The sequence below is a fragment of the Embleya sp. NPDC055664 genome (assembly GCF_053618075.1).
Map to the genome: position 1 here is coordinate 466,730 of NZ_JBSHGZ010000005.1, position 18,493 is coordinate 485,222.

General features: G+C 68.6%; 19 protein-coding genes. 10 read left to right on the forward strand and 9 right to left on the reverse strand.

The genetic code is table 11. The features are described from left to right. Positions 1-180 precede the first annotated feature (180 nt). Both ACWGR4_RS12285 and ACWGR4_RS12290 read left to right on the forward strand, forming a co-directional pair. The gene (locus ACWGR4_RS12285; RefSeq protein WP_452131954.1) at positions 181-1,278 is read left to right on the forward strand and encodes a hypothetical protein; all 1,098 of its coding nucleotides are present in this window, start codon (positions 181-183) and stop codon (positions 1,276-1,278) included. Positions 1,279-1,300: 22 nt separating this feature from the next. Continuing rightward, positions 1,301-1,879 carry a hypothetical protein gene (locus ACWGR4_RS12290; RefSeq protein WP_452131955.1) on the forward strand — a complete coding sequence of 193 codons (579 nt, stop codon included), beginning with the start codon at positions 1,301-1,303 and terminating at the stop codon, positions 1,877-1,879. 283 nt (positions 1,880-2,162) lie between these two features. On the opposite strand, the gene ACWGR4_RS12295 is transcribed toward ACWGR4_RS12290, so the two are convergent. The 7 genes from ACWGR4_RS12295 to ACWGR4_RS12325 all read right to left on the reverse strand — a co-directional run bounded on the left by ACWGR4_RS12295 (position 2,163) and on the right by ACWGR4_RS12325 (position 9,041). Then, on the reverse strand, positions 2,163-3,266 hold the full coding sequence (locus tag ACWGR4_RS12295; RefSeq protein WP_452131956.1) for a ferritin-like domain-containing protein: 1,104 nt from the start codon (positions 3,264-3,266) through the stop codon (positions 2,163-2,165). 40 nt (positions 3,267-3,306) lie between these two features. Continuing rightward, positions 3,307-4,557 carry an acyl-CoA dehydrogenase family protein gene (locus ACWGR4_RS12300; RefSeq protein ID WP_452131957.1) on the reverse strand — a complete coding sequence of 417 codons (1,251 nt, stop codon included), beginning with the start codon at positions 4,555-4,557 and terminating at the stop codon, positions 3,307-3,309. Positions 4,558-4,572: 15 nt separating this feature from the next. Next, positions 4,573-5,619 carry a methyltransferase gene (locus tag ACWGR4_RS12305; RefSeq protein ID WP_379999519.1) on the reverse strand — a complete coding sequence of 349 codons (1,047 nt, stop codon included), beginning with the start codon at positions 5,617-5,619 and terminating at the stop codon, positions 4,573-4,575. Positions 5,620-5,623: 4 nt separating this feature from the next. Then, entirely contained in the window at positions 5,624-6,352 is a 729-nt protein-coding gene (locus ACWGR4_RS12310; protein WP_379999522.1) for a hypothetical protein, read from the reverse strand. An 18-nt stretch (positions 6,353-6,370) separates the two neighbouring features. Beyond that, positions 6,371-7,039, reverse strand: a complete 669-nt coding sequence (locus ACWGR4_RS12315; RefSeq protein ID WP_379999525.1) for an iron-containing redox enzyme family protein — start codon at positions 7,037-7,039, stop codon at positions 6,371-6,373. Positions 7,040-7,204: 165 nt separating this feature from the next. Further along, positions 7,205-7,651 carry a PaaI family thioesterase gene (locus ACWGR4_RS12320; RefSeq protein WP_452131958.1) on the reverse strand — a complete coding sequence of 149 codons (447 nt, stop codon included), beginning with the start codon at positions 7,649-7,651 and terminating at the stop codon, positions 7,205-7,207. 409 nt (positions 7,652-8,060) lie between these two features. After that, entirely contained in the window at positions 8,061-9,041 is a 981-nt protein-coding gene (locus ACWGR4_RS12325) for a hypothetical protein (RefSeq protein WP_452131959.1), read from the reverse strand. 171 nt (positions 9,042-9,212) lie between these two features. Between ACWGR4_RS12325 and ACWGR4_RS12330 the strand changes: the two genes are divergently transcribed. Next, positions 9,213-9,878, forward strand: a complete 666-nt coding sequence (locus ACWGR4_RS12330) for a UbiX family flavin prenyltransferase (RefSeq protein ID WP_379999532.1) — start codon at positions 9,213-9,215, stop codon at positions 9,876-9,878. 110 nt (positions 9,879-9,988) lie between these two features. Here ACWGR4_RS12330 and ACWGR4_RS12335 read toward each other — a convergent pair whose 3' ends face one another. Next, positions 9,989-10,123: a hypothetical protein gene (locus ACWGR4_RS12335; RefSeq protein WP_281290559.1), complete on the reverse strand. Its 135-nt coding sequence runs from the start codon at positions 10,121-10,123 to the stop codon at positions 9,989-9,991. 180 nt (positions 10,124-10,303) lie between these two features. On the opposite strand from ACWGR4_RS12335, the gene ACWGR4_RS12340 reads away from it, so the two are divergent. The 7 genes from ACWGR4_RS12340 to ACWGR4_RS12370 all read left to right on the forward strand — a co-directional run bounded on the left by ACWGR4_RS12340 (position 10,304) and on the right by ACWGR4_RS12370 (position 17,397). After that, positions 10,304-10,762, forward strand: a complete 459-nt coding sequence (locus ACWGR4_RS12340; protein WP_380000020.1) for an Lrp/AsnC family transcriptional regulator — start codon at positions 10,304-10,306, stop codon at positions 10,760-10,762. 56 nt (positions 10,763-10,818) lie between these two features. Continuing rightward, positions 10,819-11,778 carry a threonine ammonia-lyase gene (locus ACWGR4_RS12345; RefSeq protein WP_379999534.1) on the forward strand — a complete coding sequence of 320 codons (960 nt, stop codon included), beginning with the start codon at positions 10,819-10,821 and terminating at the stop codon, positions 11,776-11,778. An 80-nt stretch (positions 11,779-11,858) separates the two neighbouring features. Beyond that, a complete protein-coding gene (gene mqnE / locus ACWGR4_RS12350; RefSeq protein ID WP_379999536.1) occupies positions 11,859-13,022 on the forward strand; it encodes an aminofutalosine synthase MqnE in 1,164 nt (387 codons plus the stop codon). 43 nt (positions 13,023-13,065) lie between these two features. Continuing rightward, positions 13,066-14,076 carry an SUKH-4 family immunity protein gene (locus tag ACWGR4_RS12355; protein WP_452131960.1) on the forward strand — a complete coding sequence of 337 codons (1,011 nt, stop codon included), beginning with the start codon at positions 13,066-13,068 and terminating at the stop codon, positions 14,074-14,076. After that, complete coding sequence (locus tag ACWGR4_RS12360) at positions 14,069-15,154, forward strand: SUKH-4 family immunity protein (protein ID WP_379999540.1); 1,086 nt, start codon at positions 14,069-14,071, stop codon at positions 15,152-15,154. The genes ACWGR4_RS12355 and ACWGR4_RS12360 overlap by 8 nt, the downstream gene beginning before the upstream one ends. 129 nt (positions 15,155-15,283) lie before the next feature. Continuing rightward, the gene (locus tag ACWGR4_RS12365) at positions 15,284-15,589 is read left to right on the forward strand and encodes a DUF4229 domain-containing protein (RefSeq protein ID WP_380000022.1); all 306 of its coding nucleotides are present in this window, start codon (positions 15,284-15,286) and stop codon (positions 15,587-15,589) included. A 503-nt stretch (positions 15,590-16,092) separates the two neighbouring features. Then, positions 16,093-17,397: a dicarboxylate/amino acid:cation symporter gene (locus tag ACWGR4_RS12370; RefSeq protein WP_379999542.1), complete on the forward strand. Its 1,305-nt coding sequence runs from the start codon at positions 16,093-16,095 to the stop codon at positions 17,395-17,397. 71 nt (positions 17,398-17,468) lie between these two features. Here the strand turns inward: ACWGR4_RS12370 and ACWGR4_RS12375 are convergent, their stop codons facing one another. After that, positions 17,469-18,476, reverse strand: a complete 1,008-nt coding sequence (locus ACWGR4_RS12375) for a helix-turn-helix transcriptional regulator (RefSeq protein ID WP_452131961.1) — start codon at positions 18,474-18,476, stop codon at positions 17,469-17,471. Between the last annotated feature and the right edge of the window lie 17 nt (positions 18,477-18,493).

Genomic DNA, 18,493 nt, shown 5'->3' on the forward strand with positions numbered 1-18,493 from the left:
CAGCCGGGAACCGGACAGCCTCCCAAAGGCACGAACCCACCGGGCGCCCCGCCCGCCAAGGACACCGAGGGCCCCAGGTTCGACCCACCCGACCAGCCCTCTCCACCCAAACCCGGCAATCCCTTCACCTCCGCGCCCAACGGCACCCCTGGTGCGTCCGGCACGTCCTCGACGCCGTACATGCCCACCATCGCGAGCAGTTCCAAACCACCCTGGCGCCCACCGGCCCCCGCGGCTCCCGGCGGCAAGACGGTCACCACCCCGCAATCCCTGGAAACCGCCGCCACCCGCATGGACGCCGCAAGCAAACGCATCGTCGACGCCCGGAACTCCCTGCAAAAGGAAACCGCCGGCACCAACCCCTTCGGCAACGATCCCTACAGCGCCAAACTCAAGCCCCAATACGAAACCGTCGTCACCACCCACCAACGCGGCACGGCAAACGCCCCCGCCCTGATCACCAAAACCGGCACCGGCCTCCGCAACAACACCCGACGCACCACCGCCACCGACACCACCCAGGCCGACAACCTCCGCAAAACCCCCACCGGCCCGACGTCCGGTACCAAGAATCCATCCGGCGGTCAGGGAAAACCTCCGCAATCATCGGGAGGTTCCGGTCCGGGAAAGTCCGGCACCGCCAATCCCGGATCTCGACCTTCGTCGACACCCGCGACACAGACGGGAGGATCGGGATCCGGCAGCGGAGGCAACCGGCGGCCTCCTCCGCCACCACCGCCGCCACCAGGGACCCCGCCGCCTTACCGACCGGAGGATATTCAATACACGGAGGCATCGAGGCGGCACATTCTCGAGAGTGAGGGCGGGAAGAACGGCGGCCATCGATACGGCACCGGAATACCGACCAAAACCGAATTCCCGCAACGATGGACGGACCCGGACGTGGAGCGGCACGTCCTCGATCTCGTACGAAACAGTAGCCCTACCACGGGACCGAAATGGACGAACGACCCGGCCGGAAACCGTGTCCTGGCATGGGAGTACATAGGAACCCGGGACAACGTGACAATGTCCGTTACCGTCATGGAAAACGGCGAGATCAGAACGGCCTACCCGCTTTCCGGGGAAGGCGTCCACCGCAACCCGTCGTCCCCCAACCCGCGGCCTTCCTGGGCTCCCCCGAGCAGCACGCCCCGCTGGGATCGCGAACACGAGACATGGCACTATACGGGGATCAAGAAGGGGCAACAGGTCGACAGCTATGCCAACCAGGCCGGCGAGCAGACCGACGCCTTCGGAAACCCGTGGTCACCATGAAAACCTGCTCCGAGGAGTGTCCTTGATTCCGGAACACTACACCGATTCGGCGATTCTTTTTCTCCGCAGGATGGCCGGGCGGCTGCAGGACGACACCTTGAACTCGCTGTGGAACGACCTCGGCGCGGGTGAATTCGAATATCTGGAGGATACGATCTTCGGCTCGTTGGAGCACGAGGGAGTGGGCGTCACGCATTCCGAGGCCCGCGTTCTGCGCAGTCTCCTCGACGATCCGGAAGATGCGAGGATGCAGACTCTCGATCTTTTGCCGAGCGAACCCGACCTCCTTTACTCGTTCTCCATGGACGGAGGTGGGGAGATCGCGGATGAATTCGCTGCCGCCGCCGCCGAAGCAGAGCCCGACGTCCTACGTACGCTGCGTGTCCGGCGCGAACCGAACAGCGAAGCATCGCCGTGCCCGGCCGCCTGGATCTACCTCTTCGAATCAGCGGCGGAATCATACATCCCACACGTGCGGCTCGCGCTCGCCGGGCAATTCGTCACCACCTACCGATACGCCTTTCCGGTGGAAGTCTTCGGCCGAAGAGAAGAACTCCCGCATTACTACGAGGCAGCGCTGGCGGCGGCACGGGAAGTCTGAAACACCGACCGAAAATGCACAAGGTGAAAGGGAAGCCACCGGTCGGTTTCCCGAAGCAATCACAGACGCCCACGTCACGGAGCTCCGCCGTATGGCGTCCACGTGAAGTCCTCCGGACAGCCGGCTATTCGCGAAGCTCCGCGACCGACCAGGGCCGCCCACGCCCGGGCGCGCAGTGGGATGACAGGGGACGCCGGGAGTTTGCTGTCGCGCACGCCCATCGCCCGGTCGGTCGCCGGGGTCGATCCGGATCGCATGTAGATGACGGAGCATACGATCGCCGCTATTCCGCGCCCAGGTCCATTGCCGCGTCGATCTCTGCCTTGCGGGTGGCGAGGTCGGTGGCGGCTCGGGCCGCGTCGTACTGGTCGGCGATTTCCTCGTCCTGGCGCATCAGGGCCAGGAGGTCGGACTTGGCGTGGTCCAGGACGCCCATGGATTCGTAGGCGGAGCGGACGCCGTCGCCCCACAGGCCGATGTCGCGGACCACCGGCACGATGCGGCTGAACAGGTGCGAGCGGTAGAGGTGGAACATCTCCGACGACTCGACGCACTCCATGCACTCGTCGACCGGCATGTCCAGCGTTTCGAACACCTCGCGGCCGGTGAAGCGGTCGCGCATCAGCAGGCTGCCCTCGATCACGAACTCCTCACGCTCGGCCCGCTCGCGGTCGGTCAGTTCGCGGTAGTAGTCCTTGAGCGCGAGGCGGCCGAACGCCACGTGCCGGGCCTCGTCCTGCATCACGTAGGCGAGCAGATGCTTGACCAGCGGCGCGGTGGCCAGGTCCCGGTACAGGCCGAAGGCCGCGAGTGCCAGGCCCTCGATCAGTACCTGCATGCCGAGGTAGGGCAGGTCCCAGCGGCTGTCCTCCAGCGACTCGGCCAGCAGCTTGGCCAGGTCCTGGTTGACCGGGTAGTACATGCCGATCTTCTCGTGCACGAACCGGGCGAACAGCTCCACGTGCCGCGCCTCGTCCATGGTCTGCGTCGCGGCGTAGAACTTGGAGTCCATGTCCGGGACCGACTGCACGATCCGCGCGGAGACGGTCAGCGCCCCCTGCTCGCCGTGCAGGAACTGGCTGAACAGCCAGGAGCCCTGGTGCCGGTCCACCTCGTCGCGGTCGCGCTGCGACATCCGGCCCCACAGGTCGGAGCCGTGCAGCGGGTTGAACTCGTCGGGCAGGCCGGCCACGTTGATCGGGTCGATCTCCAGGTCCCAGTCGATCCGGTCCCGGGCGTCCCACTGCTTGTCCTTGCCCTTTTGGTACAACGCGAGCAGCCGCTCCCGACCCCCGTCGTATTCCCAGGAGAAGCGGGCGGACCCGGCCATCGGCACGTTCCAGGTGTCGGTGGACACCGGGGTGGAGTAGAGCGGGAACGACGTCACGACAGTCCCTTCGTGGTCGGATCGGTGGTCGGGTCCACGGTCAGATCAACCCCTCGGCCGCCAGGGGGTTCCTGGTCAGGGCCCGCTCGACGCCCAGCCACATCGCGCCCGCCATCTCCATGATCTTGGGCTGGCCCATCAGGTGCCGGCTGATCGTGGTGAGGTCGCGCGTGTGGCGCTCGATCGGGCAACCACGGTAGATCGAGGCGCTGCCGACCACGTCGGACAACACGCCGGCGGCGTCGCGGCAGGTCCGGATGGTGTGCATGTAGCCGCCGACCAGGGCCGCGCGCAGCCGCAAGGACGGTTCGGTGCCCTGCTCCAGCGCCGACCACAGCTCGCCCAGTACGTCGTACAGGTGGCTGCGCGCCGCGCCGACCATGGCGTGCGCCTGGGCGATGCCGGTCCGGACCCGGGGGTCCTCCCGGGCCGGGCGCATCTCGGGCACCGCGATCTTGTCGGCCAGCAGGTCCTCGGCCGCCTCGAGCGCCGCCCGGGCGATGCCGAGCGGCACCCCGGGGAGGTTGGCGAAGAACATGCCGGGCCAGGCGTACAGGACCCCCTCGCGGCGGCGTTCGCGCAGGTCGCGGAAGCGGAAGGTCTGCTCGGCCGGGACGAAGACGTCGTCGATCCGGTAGTCGTGGCTGCCGCTGCCTGCCAGGCCGGTGGTGTACCAGGTGTCCAGGATCTCGAACTGCTCGGCGCGCAGCAGGGCGACCCGGGCCTCGGGCCGGCCGTCGTCGGTGTGCGCGGGAGCGCCGTTCTCGTACACGATCGCGCCGCCGATGATCACGTCGGCGTGGGTGCAGCCGCTGCCGAACTGCCAGCGGCCGGTCAGGCGATAGCCGCCGTCGACGCGGTGGAGCCGACCGGCCGGCACGATCCAGCCCGCGGTGATCGTGTCCAGGTCGGGGTAGAGCTTGCGGCCCACGGCGTCGTCCAGCGCGGAGCTGTAGTAGCCGCCGTCCGAGCCGATCATGGCGCACCACCCGGCCGCCCCGTCGGCCGCGGACAACTCCTCCACGATCCGGGTCTGGGTACGGATGTCCACCTCGGGCCCGCCCCAGACCCGGGGCATCGGCATGCGGAACACCCCGGTCGAGCGCAGCGCGTCGACGGCCCGCGGGGTGAGCCGGCGCCCCCGCTCGTTCGCGTCGGCCTCCTCGCGCAGCACCGGGGCCACGGCCCGGGCGTTGGCCAGGATCGTGGCACCGTCGACAAGCCTGCCGTCGACAAGCCTGCCGTCGACGGAGCCGCCGTCGAGCCCGGTCGGGTCGGTCGTGCGGGACATGATCGGTCCCCCTTCTCAGTCTCGGGCCGGAGTCGCTTCGATCACCCGGAAGTCGAAGCGGGGGAGTGTGGTGATCCGGGTCGTCGCGAAGCCCGTGGTGTGCAACAGGCGCCGAAACTCCTCCTCGGTACGCTCGCGACCACCGGTGGCGACCAGCATGTGCAGGTCCAGCAGGAGCGCGGCGGCCTCGGACCGGCTGCCGGGGGTGACCGTCTCGGGCAGCGCGCGCTCCAGCAGGAACACCCGGCCCGCCGGGGGGATCACCGCGCGGATGTTGCGCAGGATGGCGCCGGCTTCCTTGTCGTCCCAGTCGTGCAGGATCTGCTTGAGCAGATAGGCGTCGCAGCCCGAGGGCACCGCGTCGAAGAAGTCCCCGCTCACCACCCGCGCCCGGGCCGCCACCCCGGCGGCGGCGAGCGTGTCGGCGGTGGCGGCCAGACCGGTGGGCACGTCGAACACCACACCCTCGACCTCGGGATGGGCCCGCAACACGTGCGCGACGAGGGTACCGTCGCCGCCGCCGAGGTCGGCCACGGTACGAAACCGCCCCAGGTCCGCGGCGGCGATCGCCTCGGGCGCCACGTCGCGGGTGTGCTCGGCCATGGCCAGGTTGAACGTCTCGGCGGCGTCGGGATGGGCCGCGTAGTACTCGGTCCACCCCATGCCGTGGGCCAGCTCCCACGGCGGCTCGCCGGTACGCACGCCGGCGACCAACTCGCCCCAACTGCGCCAGACTTCGGGGCCGCACATCATCCGCATCAGCCCGCGGATCGAGTCCGGCGCGTCGGTGCGCAGCGGTTGCCCCAGCTCGGCCAGCTCGAAGCGGTCCGCGCCGACCGGGGTCAGCACCCCCACCCCGGCCAGGGCCAGCAGCAGGCGGTGCAGGGACGGACCGTGCGCGCCGATGCGTTCGGCCAACTCGGCACTGCTCCGCGGCCCCCCTGCGAGCAGGTCGGGGATGCCCAACTCGGCCGCCGCGTGGACCGCCTTTCCGGCCAGCACCTGCACGATCATCGCGGTGAGCCGGGCCGGGGGCGGCGGTTTCCGCTCGCCTTCGCGCACGGCGTCAGCCTCCGAGCGCATCGGTCGGGCACAACGTCGATTCGGCCACGTCGGCGGCGATTCTCTTCATGGTGACCTTCCGATGGAAATAGTGGTAGCTCCGGGAGACCGCATAATCGACGTGTTCTTTCCGGTCGGTCATGAAGTAGGTGACGTAGTCGCAGATGGTCTCGTCGCCCAGGAGATGCAGGGGCGCGTGACGCACCGGAATCGTCCCGAAGTCCACGAACATGGGCAGGATTTCGTGCCGAATCAGCCCGGCGACGTAGTCGAAGCCCTTGGCATGGGAAAGCAGCGCACAGTTGCGCATGATGATGCCGAGCAGGAGGTCGCCCTTGAAGGAATGTTCGATCGCGACATTGTTGACCTCGATGACCCGCCGGCCCGCGGCTCCCGGTATCACCTCGTGATAGATCGAGTCCGGCGCGGCCGGGGTCAACCTGAAGATGGCCGCCATGCGGCCGTCGAAGGTGACCTTGTAACAACTCGACGCCACGCCGGGAAGGAATTTATCCCGGTAGATGCCGAGCGGCTTGAGCGCCTTCTCCAGGAATTCGCGATATTCTTCGCGTTCCTGGGTGTCGGTGATCATGCAGGTCTGGTACTTCCGCACCTCGGCCAGGACGGATTCGTCCTTCGGTGCGGCCACGAACGCCACCGGTGAGGTCGCCATCGCATGGTCGGTCGGAATTCCGTCTTCCTCGGGCCGCCGCTCTTCCCGTGTGCTCCTCATCCCGTCGAATCCTCGACTCTAGGACGCGATGGGAGTGGTCAGCACATCGTCGAACATCCGACTGTAGTAGTGGATCGTCATCCTCCTTCCCTGGATGACGTCGGCCATGTCGGAATCCTTCACCAACAACTCGTTCACCGCGCGCTTCACGTCTTCGATGTGCTTGGCGTCGAATCCGCCGTGGCTCTTGATGAATGTCACCTGATTACGTTCGAGGCCGTACCGGTCCCGGAGCACCTGTGCCATGGCCTTGCCCAGTTCCGCGCCGAGGCCCTCGGTCAGACTGGCCACGCCGAGGATGCCCACGGGGTTGCCGTACGTGGCCATGTAGTAGTTCTGCGAGACCAGTCCCCAGGACCCGGGTTTCGGCGGCACGGCGAGCACCTGCGCCACGTCCTCGCCGAGGTTCCGCAAGTCGTTCATACAGAATTGGTCGTGATTGTTCTCTTCCTGGACCTGCTCGAAGAACCAGTCGCGCAAGTCCCGGTAGTCGTCGCCGAGCCGCGCGCCGGCCAGGGACAACATCCGTGAAGTGTGTCGCACCATGTGGTACGTCTCACGCAGGTAGCTCACGTAATGTTCGCGTTTCATCCCGCCCCCGAGCACGAGCTCGATCAGCCCGTTCTTTTCGATCGAGGCTTTGTAGTCCTCTTCCGTGGCGGCAAGCAGGTCGTCGAAGTTGCTCATGATCGGTGCTCCATTCGTTCCGGCGTGCCGGCGGACGGTGGTGGCGACAATCCGGCCGAGGTGGGGTTCGACCGCGGTGCGAGAGCGATGACGAAAAGCGGAACCGAGAGCGGGAACCGAGAGCGGGAAGGGAAACGGAAAAGGAGACGGGAACGAAGACGGGAACTAATGGGTTTTCGTCGGCGGCTTCGGGAAGGGGAGCAGCCGGTAGGTGCCGATCGCCCGGGCCAGGATCCGGCCTTCCGTATCGGTCAGCCTCGCCTCCAGAAAGGCCGAGCTGTTGCCCCGCGAGGTGATCTGTCCCGTACCCAGGATCCGGCCCACGGAAATCGGTTTCACGAAGTCGGTGGACATGGAGACGGTAACCGGCATGAATTCCGCATCGGTGAGGCCGACGATGGCCGAGCCCATGCACTCGTCGAGCATGGCGACAATGAATCCACCGTGCACGTTGCCGGCCGGGTTGGTGAACTCGGGCAGTGCGGTGAAGGAAAGGTGGATCGAATCCGATTTCTTGTCGAGTTCGAGCAGTGTCCAGTCGACGAGAGCGGCGACCTGCGGCAGATCCCCCAGGCGATCGAAAACGGTCTCTTCGACGTTCGTATTCGGCACCGGCGATTCTTCTTTCCTCGATTTTGCCGGACATTTCGCGGCTCGACTCGAGCGGCTCGCCCCTGCGTCCGACCCATGAACATTCGGCCGCGCTTGTCAGCATGGTGAGGTCGGAGGGCGAATGTCAACCACTCCGGCAAGATCATGCGAGAGCGCCGAGCGATTAGCACCCGACCGGGTGAAGGCAAATGGACCGGCGGCCAAGATCGCGAATGGAGATCAAATATCGGCCGCCGGACCATCGAATCGTGGACCTTCGATCCGGCCGATTCCCGCGCACCTGTGCCCGGCATACGGGCGCCGGCGTACGACTCCCGACCCCGAACGCGACTCGGCCGCCCCGCACGATGCGGGACGGCCGAGGAAGTGCGTTCGCGCCGGGATCGCGCGGGATCGAACGGGCCGGGGTTCAGGCGGCCTTGTCGTCGCCGAACAGGCCACCGCCGAAGGACTTCAGCAGGCCGTTCAGGTCGATCGTCTCACCGGCCGGGGGCGCCTTGGGCGAGACGCCGCCGGAGAGCTTGGAGTACTTGAGGTCGACGGTCACCTCGTTGGTGCCGTCGCCCTTGTCGTCGGCGGTCACCCGCACCGGGAACGGCGTGCCGTTGGCCGCCACGTAGATCGTGGTGACCGCGCCGTCCGCGTCCTTCGCGATCAGCGGGATCGTCTTGACCCCGTTGATGTCGGTGATCGGGCCCTTGGTCAGCTTGGGCTTGTCGGTCGGGTCGGACGAGTCGGAATCCGAATCGGAGTCCGAGCCGAACAGCGAACCGGAGCCCGGCTTCGAGCCGAAGAGGTTGTCGAGCGACGGAGTGCCGCCGCCCTTCAGCAGGTCCTGGCCGAACTTGCTCGCGTCGGTGTCGCCGAACTTGACATATTTGCCCTCGACGAGCTTGGCGGCCTCGGTGAACATCGTGTCGAATTGTCCCCCCAGGTCCTTGTCGCCACGGGAGGAGGAACCCGACTTGCCGGACGGGGATGCCGCCTCGGCCCGCTTGCCCAGGTCGACGACGGTCTGGATGGTGCCGGGCGCGAGCCGGACGTAGAACGCCTTGTCGACCGCGATCAGGTCGAGCGCCTTGCCCTGGATGGTCACCTTGCCCTCGGCCCGGTTCTCGGTACCGATGCGCAGGTCCACGCCGACCGGCGCGTCGTAGATCTTCCCGGTTCCCTCGATGTGCAGGTTCGTGAGGTCCTTGTAGCCGTTCTCGGCCTGCTTGGACAACGCTTCCACGCTCAGGCCCTCGTTCGAGGGACCCTTCGGATCGAGGGCGTTGCCGCCGGCGGCAACGGACTCGAAGGGGTCTTCCGAGGACGACTCGCCACAACCGGCGGCGAGCAGGACAAGCGGAACGGTCAGGGCCGCGGCGGATATCCGGATCGGACGCACAGTTGAACTCCCGGTCGAGGAACGATCGATGGCATCACGAAGGATGCCTACCCGCATGGTAGGCAGCGTTGTCCACCCGATTGCGCCACGGGTGGCGCGTCGGGGCCGAACGGCGCGAGCCACACCCCTCCCCTGCGGGAGTCGCCGACCCCGCGACGCGACAATGGGGGCATGGACGCGGAGCACAGCAATAGGGGAGAACGACGTCCGTGGCTCGTCGGTGTGTCGGGAGCCTCGGGTACGCCGTACGCCGCCGCGGTGCTGCGCGCGCTGCTCGACGCCGGGGAGGCGGTGGACCTCGTGGTCAGCCGGGCCGCCCGGTTGACCCTGCTCGACGAGACCGGCATCGCGTTCCGGGACGCGCACTGGCGCGACGATCTCACCGCGTGGACCAAGCTCGACGAGGCCGCGCTCGACCGGGTCCGCTACTGGTCGGCCGGCGACTTGGGCGCGGGACCGGCGAGCGGTTCGTACCCGGCCAAGGGCATGGTCGTGGTCCCGGCCAGCACCGCCTCGGTCGCGGGCATCGCCATCGGCCTGTCCAAGGACCTGCTCCAGCGCGCCGCCGACGTCACGCTCAAGGAGCGCCGTCCGCTCGTGGTGGTGCCGCGTGAGACCCCGCTGACCGGTACCACGCTGCGCCACCTGGTCCGCCTCGACGACGCCGGCGCGGTGATCCTGCCGGCCTCGCCGGCCTTCTACGCGGGTGCGCAGGACGTCCAGCGCCTGGTCGACTTCGTCGCGGGCAAGGTGCTGGACGTGCTCGGCGTCCACCACGACCTGTACCGGCGCTGGGACGGCGAACTCGGCGGCGCCAGACGCGAGGCGACCGGATGAGCCCGACCCCGCAACCACGGCTCTTCCGACATCCACAGCTCTTCCCACAACCAAAAAGGCCCCCGTGAGAACGGGAGCCTTGGCGGGTCGTGCCGGATCTGCCGAGGTGATCAGCGACCGGTCTTGCGGCGGCCGACCAGACGCTTCACACGCTTGAGCGTGCTCGACGGCTGGGTGGCTCGTGAGCGTTCCGCGATCTCATGCAGTTCCTGCATATGGGCGCGGGCCATCTCCAGGGTGTACACGGTGTCGTCTCCCAACGAATCGTCATCAGAGGCTTGTGGCTTCTGATGCCTTTGATTCTAAGGGTTAGAATCGAAGGCGTCCAATGAATTACAGGCATGACGGGGGTTTGTGCCTGCGTCATGTCGTAGTCCCCTGGCGGACCCCCGGTGGACACCATCGAATACCTGGAGGAAACGGACATGGATGCCGTCGACCGCAAGCTGATCCAGGCGCTGCGCGGCAACGGACGGGCCTCGTACGCCGAACTGGGCCGACTGGTGGGCCTGTCCGGACCGAGCGTCACCGATCGCATCAACCGCCTCGAACAAGCCGGCGTGATCACCGGCTACCGCGCCTCGGTCGACCCGGTCTCGCTCGGCCTGGGCGTGACCGCGCTGATCGGGATCCAGCTCTCCGACGCGGCCGACCACGACGACGTCAGCCGCCGACTGCGCGACCTGGACGAGATCGAGGACTGCTGGTTCATCGCCGGCGACGACTCCTTCATGCTCAAGGTCCGGGTCTCGGACATGGAGGGCCTGGAGAACGTGGTCCGGCGCCTGTCCGGCACGCGCGGCGTGGCCCGCACCCGAACCACCGTGGTGCTCTCCACCAAATGGGAGTACCGCGCCGCCGAACTGCCCGAACCCAGCGAATAGGCGCACCCCGACCGGCGTCCGAGTGGTCGTCGACGTGCCCTCGTAGAGTGGCGGACATGACGAATCCGGTGACACTCGAAGACCTCCGGGCCGCACGGAAGCGCATCGCGGGCACGGCCGTACGCACCCCCCTGCTGCCGTCCCTGCACGGCGACGCCGACCGGCCGCTGTGGCTCAAGCCGGAGAGCCTGCAGCCGATCGGCGCGTTCAAGATCCGCGGCGCGTACAACGCGATCGCGGCGCTGACCGACGCCGAACGCTCGCGCGGGGTCGTCGCACACTCCAGCGGCAACCACGCGCAGGCGGTGGCCTACGCGGCCCGCCTGTTCGGCGCCAAGGCGGTGATCGTGATGCCGGACACCACCCCGCAGGTCAAGATCGACGCCACCCACGCGCTGGGCGCCGAGGTGGTGATCGTCACCCCGGAGCGGCGCGACACCGCCGCCGGGGAGCTGGCCGAGGAGCACGGCTACGCGTTCGTACCGCCCTACGACGACGCGCGGATCATCGCCGGCCAGGGCACCACCGGCCTGGAGATCACCGAGGACCTGCCCACCGTCGACACCGTGCTCGTCCCGGTCAGCGGCGGCGGCCTGATCTCCGGCATCGCCGCCGCGGTCAAGCTGACCAGCCCGCACACCAAGGTGATCGGCGTCGAGCCCGAACTGGCCGCCGACGCCGCCGAGTCCTTCCGTACCGGCGTGCGCACCACGTGGTCCACCACGCAGACCTACCGCACCATCGCCGACGGCCTGCGCACCACGTCCGTCGGCGTGCTGCCGTTCGTGCACATCCAGGCGTACGTGGACGACATCGTCACCGTCACCGAGGACCAGATCCGCGAGGCGATGCGCTTCCTGGGCCTGCGCGCCCGCCTGGTCGCCGAACCCGCCGGCGCGGTGGCCACCGCGGGCTACCTCTTCCGCAAGGACGTGCTCCCGGCCGGACGCGAACACGTCGCCGTGGTCAGCGGCGGCAACGTCGACCCCGCGCTCTACGCCGAGGTGATGGCCTGAGTGGGCACCTCCGGTGCCGGGCGTAACCTCGTACAAGCCGCGCAGCGGCGGACAAGAAGACCAAGAGGGAGTACTCACGCATGGACGCGGGCCTGCGCAGGGAGATCGAGGACAAGGTTTTCGCCGGGGAGCGCCTGAGCCGTGAGGACGGCATCGCGCTCTACGCGAGCGACGACCTGGCGTGGCTCGGCGGGCTCGCGCACCACGTGCGCACGGTGAAGAACGCCGACAAGGTGCACTTCAACGTCAACCGCCACCTCAACATGACCAACGTGTGCAACGCGTCGTGCGCCTACTGCTCGTTCCAGCGCAAGCCGGGCGAAAAGGACGCGTACACGATGCGCATCGAGGAGGCCGTGCGGCTCGCGAAGGAGATGGAGCCGGACGGGATCACCGAACTGCACATCGTCAACGGCCTGCACCCGACCCTGCCGTGGCGCTACTACCCGAGGTCGCTCAGCGCGCTCAAGGAGGTGCTGCCGAACGTCGCGCTCAAGGCGTTCACCGCGACCGAGATCCACTGGTTCGAGAAGATCTCCGGCCTGTCCGCCTCGGACATCCTCGACGAGCTGATGGACGCGGGCCTGGAGTCGCTGACCGGCGGCGGCGCGGAGATCTTCGACTGGGAGGTCCGGCAGCACATCGTCGACCACGACACCCACTGGGAGGACTGGTCGCGGATCCACCGACTCGCCCACTCGAAGGGCCTCAAGACCCCCTGCACGATGCTCTACGGCCACATCGAGGAGCCGAGGCACCGGGTCGACCACGTGATCCGGCTGCGCGAACTCCAGGACGAGACCGGCGGGTTCCAGGTCTTCATCCCGCTGCGCTACCAGCACGACTTCCACGACAGCAAGGACGGCATCGTCCGCAACCGGCTCCAGGCCCGGACCACGATGGCCACCGGCGCCGAGGCGCTGAAGGTGTTCGCGGTCTCGCGGCTGATGTTCGACAACGTCCCGCACGTGAAGTGCTTCTGGGTGATGCACGGCCTGGCCACCGCGCAACTCGCGCTCAACCACGGCGCGGACGACCTCGACGGCTCGGTGGTGGAGTACAAGATCACCCACGACGCCGACGACTTCGGCACGCCGAACAAGATGACCCGCGACGACCTGCTCGAACTGATCCGGGACGCGGGCTTTCGCCCGGTGGAGCGCAACACGCGCTACGAGACGCTGCGCGAGTACGAGGGCCCGGACCCGGCCCGGCGCGACACGCCGCAGCCGATGAAGCTCTGATCCGACGCGGTCGAGGACGATCGGCGACGGGGGAGCCGGGGCGATGCGGGACGGTGCGCGCACGGACGCGGCGGCGTTCGTGCGCGGGTTCGGCCCCGTCGCCGAGGCCGCGCTGCTGCGGCTGTATCCCGAGCCGCGCGAGCACGGTGACGGGATGCTCGTGCTGGGCGAATTCGGGTGGCTCGCCCCGAGGGTGATCCTGCTCGACCCGGCGACCGGGCGGGTGTACTCGCACCTGGGCGACTCGGAGCTGTTGGCCGGCGGCCTGGACACGTTCGGGCGACTGCTGGGCGAGGTCCGGGCGTTGCGCACCCATGCCGGAGGGCCGTGGGATCCGGAGCGAGCGGCGCGTGCGGCGCTCGGGCGGGTGCGTGAGTACGAGCCCGGGGTCCTGGCGAGCGATCCCGACGTGTGTGCCTTCTGGCGGGCGGCGCTGCTGGTGTGGCCGCTGCTGCACGCGCCCGGGCCGGGTCGAGGCGGGCTGCGGCTCGGGCTCACGCACGAGAGGTTGGCCACCGACCTCGGGCCGGAGCGGGTGGTGCGGATCCCCTCGGGGAACATCCCCGACGTGCTCGACTCCCACGCGCCGTCCCGGCGCTTTCTCCGCGACGTCGGGTTGGTCGACGCGTCGCCGGTGCGCCCGGACCCGGATCGCCCGCTGTCGGTCGCGGCGCTCGATGCCTTCGACCCCCACGGCTATCGGGATCCGCCGAACGCGGCGCGGCTGGTGCGGCTCGGCGGCGTGGACGTGGTCGGCTCGCGCGTCGACCTGCTTCTGGACGCCGACGACGGCCGGGTGCACGGCTGGTATCGCGACGACGAACCGGAACTGTTCCCGATCGCCGCGGACCTGTCCACGCTCGCCTTCGCCCAGTGGCTGATCGCGCGGGTGCGGGCGTACGACCGCGAGTTCGCGATCACCCACGACTACGACGGCTTGGCCGCGATCCTGACCGCCGTGCTGGGCACCGTGGACCCGATCGCGGTCCGCGGGCCGGCCGCGTACTGGCCGAACGTGTTCGACGACGAGGCGGGAGGACTGCTGTATGGCTGACGCGTTGCGGATCGCGATCACCCGGCGCGACGTCGAGGAGTGGTTCGGGCCCGACGAGGTGCTCCGATGCGACCTGCCCCGGATCGCCCACGAGCCCACCCGGCGCTTCCTGGCCGAGGTCGGCCTGCCCCGCCGGGCGGCGCTGATCACCTTCGCGCCCGACGCCGCGCCCGACCCCGGCCGGGACGGGCGCATCGTGCTCGGCGCCTACGGCTCGCTGCGCACGGCCGACCAGGCGGTGCTGCTCGACGGCGCGACCGGCCGGGTGTTCGCCGAGGAGCGGTACGGCGATCCGGCCCTGATGTCCCTCGACGTGTCCACGCTGGTGCGCAACTGTGCCCTGGTCGAGGCGATCCGCCCCGGCCGTGGCCCGGTGCGCACCGCCGAGGAACTGATCGACCTGCTCGGCGAGACCGAACCCGAGCTGAACCCGGGGCACTCGTTCTGGCACACCTCCTTCGCGCTGTGGCAACTGCGCCGCGCAGCGCTGCCCGGGGAGGGCCTGGCGGTGCGGATCACGCCCGCGATGCTCGACCTGGTCTACGAGAACGAGTTCTCCGGCTACGAGGAGCGGCAGCTGCCGGCCGCGATCACGCACGAGCCGACCCGACGGTTCCTGCTCGACGTCGGGCTGATCGACGCGTGGGCGTATCTGGACATGCGCAGCGACGGCAAGCCGCTGCCGACCCTCGCGGAGCTGGCCGCCGAGCGCCGGGCGGACTGGGACGACGAGCCGGAGCCGCCGGCCGACGCGGAGCACCTGGTGGTGCTCGGTTATGTCAGCGAGGACGGCGATCTGCTCGTGGACGGCCGTACCGGCGTGGTCCGGCGCTGGAACACCGGTGGCGACGAGCCGTTCCTGGACACGCTCGACACCGACCTGTCCACGCTCGCCTTCACGATGTGGGTGATCGGCCGGATGCACCGGCAGGGCGAGCGGTTCGGGATCGGCATCCACGACGTGTGGGAGTCGATCGCGGTCGACCTGCTGTCGTCGGTGGACCCGCTCGCCTGGGCCGAGCCGGGCAGCTATTGGGAGGGCATGATCCTGGACGGCATCAACGGGCTGGGTCCCTGAGCCGGAACGGGTCGCCGATTCGGGGTCGGGATCCGAGTCCGAAATGGGGGATGCTTGACTGGTAGTGGCGGCCCGGGCTCGCGCCCGCGGCCTCTCGTACCGCGTCCGCCAGTGGAACCGAAGGTGACCATGTCGAATCCCGCGCTGCGTTACTCGCTCTACCGGCTCGGCATCTTCGCCGCGCTGTTCGCGGCGGCCATGGGCGTGTTCAGCCTGTTCGACATGGAAGGCGGCGGCAACGTCTTCATTGCGATCGCCATCGCCGCGGGGCTTTCGGCGGTGATCAGCTACCGGTTCCTCAACGCGCAGCGCGAGGCCATGTCCGAGGCCCTGTACAACCGGGTGCAGGCGGCCAAGGCCCGGATCGCCGAGGACAACCGCGCCGAGGACGAGGCGACGGGCGCGATCTCCCCGCGTGCTCGGGAGGCTTCCTAGTCGAGGCGCCGGGTGCCGGGCGCCCGGGACGGGTCGGGCGCGTCGTGCCCTGGGACGTCGGGTAAGCGAGGTGTGGCTGGCGGTGTCCCTCGGTGTCCACCGGTGTCCGTTCCGTAATTCTTTGCGTTTATCGGTTTGCTGTCGCTATCCTCGCCACATGATCGGTGCAGGCGACACGCAGATGACGCACGGTGCGGTGGGTTTCCCGCTCGTGTCACGTCGTCATGTCGACCTGGGCCGTTGCGCCACCGCGCTGTGTTGCGGCTGACCGCTGCCGTGCCCCTGTCGGGTCGACGCCTTCACGCTCGTCGTCCCGACCGCCCGCACGTCGGCCTTTTGCGGCCGTTCTGCGCGAAGTAACGCTTCCTCGTAGTTCTTCCTGCGGGCACTCGGGTGCCTTTTGATGCGCAGGTTCACGGCCGCTCCGTACCGCCACCCTCCGTCCCCCACGGTGCCCGTTCAGGAGCCCTGCCTTGTCATCAGCAGTCGATTCCCTCAAGACATTGAAGCGAACGCCCTTTTGGGCGCAGATAGCCGCCGGCCTCGTGCTCGGTGTGGTCCTCGGCTTCATCGCCAAGGAGTACAGCGTCTCGTGGCTGACCCAGACGCTCGACCAGATCGGCACGATCTTCGTCCAGCTGCTCAAGCTGGCCGTACCGCCGCTGGTGTTCACCGCGATCCTGGTCAGCGTGGTGAACCTGCGCAACGTGAACAACGCGGCCAGGCTCGCCGCCCGCACGCTGATGTGGTTCCTGATCACGTCGCTGATCGCGGTTGCCATCGGCCTGACCATCGGCCTGGTCACCAACCCGGGTGACGGCTTCAAGCTGCCGACCAACCCGGGCAAGGCGCCGAAGACCAACGGCGACTGGCTCGACTTCCTCACCGGCATCATCCCGACCAACATCGTCACCGCGTTCTCCGAGGTCAAGGTCCTGCAGATCGTGTTCCTCGCGGTCGTGCTCGGTTCCGCGATCCTGTCGGTCGGCGCGAAGGCCGAGCCGCTGGTCAAGGGCGCCGAACTGGTCCTGGAGATCATCCAGAAGGCGCTGTGGTGGGTCATCAAGCTGTCCCCGCTGGGCACGCTCGGCCTGATCGGCACCTCGGTCGCCACCTACGGCTGGGACCTGATCAAGCCGCTGGGCACGTTCACCGCCGACATCTACATCGGTTGCGCGCTGGTGATGTTCGTGGTCTACCCGCTGCTGCTCTGGCTGGTCGGCAAGGTCAACCCGCTCAACTACTTCAAGGGCGCGTGGCCGGCCATCCAGCTCGCCTTCGTCTCCCGCTCCTCGGTCGGCACCATGCCGGTCACCCAGAAGGTCACCGAGCGCCTGGGCGTGCCGAAGGACTACGCGTCCTTCGCGGTGCCGTTCGGCGCCACCACCAAGATGGACGGTTGCGCCGCGATCTACCCGGCGATCGCCGCGATCTTCGTGGCCGAGGTCTACGGCGTGAACCTGGGCATCAAGGAATACCTGCTGATCGCGTTCGTCTCGGTGATCGGCTCGGCGGCCACCGCCGGTCTCACCGGCGCGATCATCATGCTGACCCTCACGCTCAGCACGGTGAACCTGCCGCTGGCCGGCGTCGCCCTGCTCCTGGCGATCGACCCGATCCTGGACATGATGCGCACCGCGACGAACGTCGCCGGTCAGGTGGTCGTGCCGATCCTGGTCTCCGCTCGGGAGAAGACGCTCGACCTGGAGATGTACAACAACCCGCGTGACCTGGAAGCCCCCGACGAGCCGGCCAAGCCGCACGTCCCGCTCCAGAAGACGCCGGACCGCGAACCGGTCTCCGTCTGACGCACCCCGAACCGACGCCCCCGATCCCCTCGTGCCGAAGGGATCGGGGGCGTTGTCGTGTCCGCGTCGGGTCAGCCCCGGGGCGCTTCCTCGGCCCGCTCGGACTCGGGCTCGGGCTCGGTGGTCGGGGTGGCCGCCGTGTAGCGGCGGGCCAGGGTTCGGATGTGGTCGACCAGTTCGGGCGGGTCCTCGATTTCGAAGTCGGCGTCGAGCAGGCCGATGTAGACGGCCAGGCTCTCGATGCTGGGGGCGCTGGTCTCGAAGACGCAGGTCTCGTCGTCGATCACCGCGAACGAGCCGAAGGCGGGCGGCACCCGGTCGGCGACCGTGCCGATCGGGGCGTGCACCAGGACCCGAGCCCGGTACTGCCCGCGCGCGTTCTGCACGCCCTGGTTGACGAAGGCGGCCACGTCCCCGTCGGCGGGCAACTCGCGCGGGGTGAAGCGCGGTCCGTGCGGCGGGCGCGGGGTGATCCGGTCCAGCCGGAAGGTGCGCCAGTCCGCGCGCTCCAGATCCCACGCGACCAGGTACCAGCGGCCCATCCGGTGCACGAGGCGATAGGGCTCGACCCGACGCGAGGACTCCTTGCCGTCGTGCGAGCTGTAGCGGAAGCGCAGTTGCTCGTGGTCGCGGCAGGCGCCGGCGAGTACGGTCATCACGTCCATGTCCACCGCCGGGCCGGTCGCGCGCACCGGCACGGTGTACTTCTGCAGCGCCTTGACCCGGCGGTGCAGCCGGGACGGGAGCACCTGGTCGAGTTTGCCGAGCGCGCGCAACATCGCCTCGTCCATGCCGTCCACCACGCTGCCCGCGGCGATCCGCAGCCCGACCACGACGCTGACCGCCTCCTCGTCGTCGAGCAGCAGGGGCGGCAGCGCCTTGCCCGCGCCGAGCCGGTAGCCGCCGACCACCCCTCGACGTGCGTCGACCGGATAGCCCAGACTGCGCAGACGTTCGATGTCGTAGCGGACCGTGCGGCCGCTCACGCCGAGCCGTTCGGCGAGTTCGGGGCCGGTCCAGTCGGGCCGCGTCTGCATCAGCGAGAGCATGCGCAACAGGCGCGCGGAGGTTTCCAACATGAGCCGAAGTCTGCCGG

Coding starts and splice junctions, on each gene's coding strand:
- ACWGR4_RS12360 (WP_379999540.1), top strand. CDS start 14,069: ATGGCTGACGCGTTGCGGATCGCGATCACCCGGCGCGACGTCGAGGAG.
- ACWGR4_RS12365 (WP_380000022.1), top strand. CDS start 15,284: ATGTCGAATCCCGCGCTGCGTTACTCGCTCTACCGGCTCGGCATCTTC.
- ACWGR4_RS12310 (WP_379999522.1), bottom strand. CDS start 6,352: ATGAGGAGCACACGGGAAGAGCGGCGGCCCGAGGAAGACGGAATTCCG.
- ACWGR4_RS12355 (WP_452131960.1), top strand. CDS start 13,066: ATGCGGGACGGTGCGCGCACGGACGCGGCGGCGTTCGTGCGCGGGTTC.
- ACWGR4_RS12345 (WP_379999534.1), top strand. CDS start 10,819: ATGACGAATCCGGTGACACTCGAAGACCTCCGGGCCGCACGGAAGCGC.
- ACWGR4_RS12330 (WP_379999532.1), top strand. CDS start 9,213: ATGGACGCGGAGCACAGCAATAGGGGAGAACGACGTCCGTGGCTCGTC.
- ACWGR4_RS12375 (WP_452131961.1), bottom strand. CDS start 18,476: ATGTTGGAAACCTCCGCGCGCCTGTTGCGCATGCTCTCGCTGATGCAG.
- ACWGR4_RS12315 (WP_379999525.1), bottom strand. CDS start 7,039: ATGAGCAACTTCGACGACCTGCTTGCCGCCACGGAAGAGGACTACAAA.
- ACWGR4_RS12285 (WP_452131954.1), top strand. CDS start 181: ATGCCCACCATCGCGAGCAGTTCCAAACCACCCTGGCGCCCACCGGCC.
- mqnE (WP_379999536.1), top strand. CDS start 11,859: ATGGACGCGGGCCTGCGCAGGGAGATCGAGGACAAGGTTTTCGCCGGG.
- ACWGR4_RS12300 (WP_452131957.1), bottom strand. CDS start 4,557: ATGTCCCGCACGACCGACCCGACCGGGCTCGACGGCGGCTCCGTCGAC.
- ACWGR4_RS12340 (WP_380000020.1), top strand. CDS start 10,304: ATGGATGCCGTCGACCGCAAGCTGATCCAGGCGCTGCGCGGCAACGGA.